Genomic DNA, 1,865 nt, shown 5'->3' with positions numbered 1-1,865 from the left:
GGCCATCTTGAATCGGACAGCGACACGGGCGAGGACAAAATCCAAAGCGAAGCCAAAAGGCAAAACCGCTCGCCTAATGAGATAGCCGAATATTATACTAAAGTCTTTTTTAAGGACTTGGAAAAACTCAATATTGAGCGCCCCGAATACACGCCCAAAGCCACCGATTATATCAATCAAATGATTGACTTTGTCCAACACCTTGTTGAAAAAGGCTACGGCTATGAGATTTCGGACGGGATTTATTTTGATATTTCAAAGTTTGAAGATTACGGCAAGCTAAGCGGCATTAATTTGGACGAACAAATAGCGGGCGCGCGGGTGGAAGTCAATCCCGAAAAGCGCAATCCTTACGACTTCGCGCTGTGGAAAAAAGCGTCCAAAGAACATATAATGCAATGGCCCAGCCCTTGGGGCATGGGTTATCCGGGCTGGCATATAGAATGCTCGGCGCTGGGCAGGGAATTTTTGGGCGACCAGTTTGACATACACAGCGGCGGCGTGGACCATATACCCATACACCATGAAAACGAGATTGCCCAAAGCCAAGCCCTTACCGGCAAGCCCGCCGTCAGATATTGGATGCACGGCGAGTTTATGACGGTGGACAACGGCAAGATGTCCAAGTCCTTGGGCAACACATACACCATAAGCGACTTGCAAGAGCGCGGCTACGACCCTATGGACTTTAGGTATTTTTGCCTTAACACGCATTATCGCAAGAAGCTGAATTTTACTTTTGGGGGACTAGAGGCCGCCAAGACGGCGCGCAAAAGGTTAATTGAGCAGCTAAGAACGCATAAAAACGCGCAAGGCGCCGATAAAGACGCCTTAAAAGGCTATTGCCAAAAGTTTGACAAGGCGGTAAATGACGACCTTAACATCCCGCTTGCTTTGGGCGTTTTGTGGACGGCGTTAAAAGAGCCAAAATCCAAAGCCGTGTATGACTTCGCTTTGTATGCCGACAGGGTGCTTGGCTTAAAGCTTGAACAGTCCGTTAACGAGGCGCAAGACGCCCCCCAAGATATTATTCCGCAAGATATTCAAGAATTGGCCGAGCGAAGGCTGCGAGCAAAGCAAGCCAAAAATTACGCCTTGGCGGACGAGCTTAGAAACCAAATTAACTCAAAAGGCTATGTAATAGTAGATACCCCGCAAGGATACCAGATTTCCAAAAAGCAATGAAATAAAAAAGCAATGTTTTAAAAAGACATTGCTTTTTTTGGTTTTTTAAAATTAATTTATTGTCCTTTTTGCTGTCGGCTGAATTTTTTGGTTTTTATTTGGGCAATCAAAAAAGCGGTTAACGCCCCCAAAAGCGCTAATATTAACCCCAAAAGGAACATTATATACGACTTTTGTTTGATTATGACAATGTGAAGTATAAGCGCGATTATATAAACAACAACGCCAAAGATAGAATAAATCAATAATGTATTGGCGCAGACTTTGTGGGCATAGTCCCAAGTTTGCTGATTTTGGGCTGTCGTTTTAGTTTTTAATCCATAAAATCTATTAATTTTTTTGGGCGGAAAAAATTTTATCATTATCCCCGCTGTTAACGGCGCAAGCGTCAATACCGCCCCGATTATATAATTAAAGACTGTCATTTAAAATACCTCTTATTTTTATTTAACCTATATTTATATAAATCGGTTTAACTTTTTTATTAATTTTATTGATATCAAAAAAGCTAGTTTTTTCTTATAAAAAAATAAAAAAAAGCATTAACCAAAAAGGCTAATGCTTTTTTGTTTTATTCCTTTGGGTTTTTTATTGATAAACTTTCATCGCTTTCTGGTAAGCGGCTTTTACAACTTCCATATAATCGGTAAAGTCCGTCAAAGAAGCGCCCGTGTCAACAT

The 1,865-nt window shown here is 41.7% G+C and carries 2 protein-coding genes; one reads left to right on the top strand and one right to left on the bottom strand.

Annotated elements, in window-relative coordinates; all coding sequences use genetic code 11:
- Positions 1–1,185: cysteine--tRNA ligase (locus GX756_00615; protein NLC16372.1), on the top strand; the 1,185-nt coding region annotated here is incomplete at its 5' end.
- Between the two features lie 56 nt (positions 1,186–1,241).
- On the opposite strand, the gene GX756_00610 is transcribed toward GX756_00615, so the two are convergent.
- Complete coding sequence (locus GX756_00610; protein NLC16371.1) at positions 1,242–1,610, bottom strand: SdpI family protein; 369 nt, start codon at positions 1,608–1,610, stop codon at positions 1,242–1,244.
- Positions 1,611–1,865: the final 255 nt, after the last annotated feature.

It is taken from the genome of Clostridiales bacterium (genome assembly GCA_012512255.1).
GTDB lineage: Bacteria > Bacillota > Clostridia > Christensenellales > DUVY01 > DUVY01.
The sequence above is the reverse complement of the archived record's forward strand: the minus strand, read 5'-3'. Positions and strand labels throughout refer to the sequence as shown.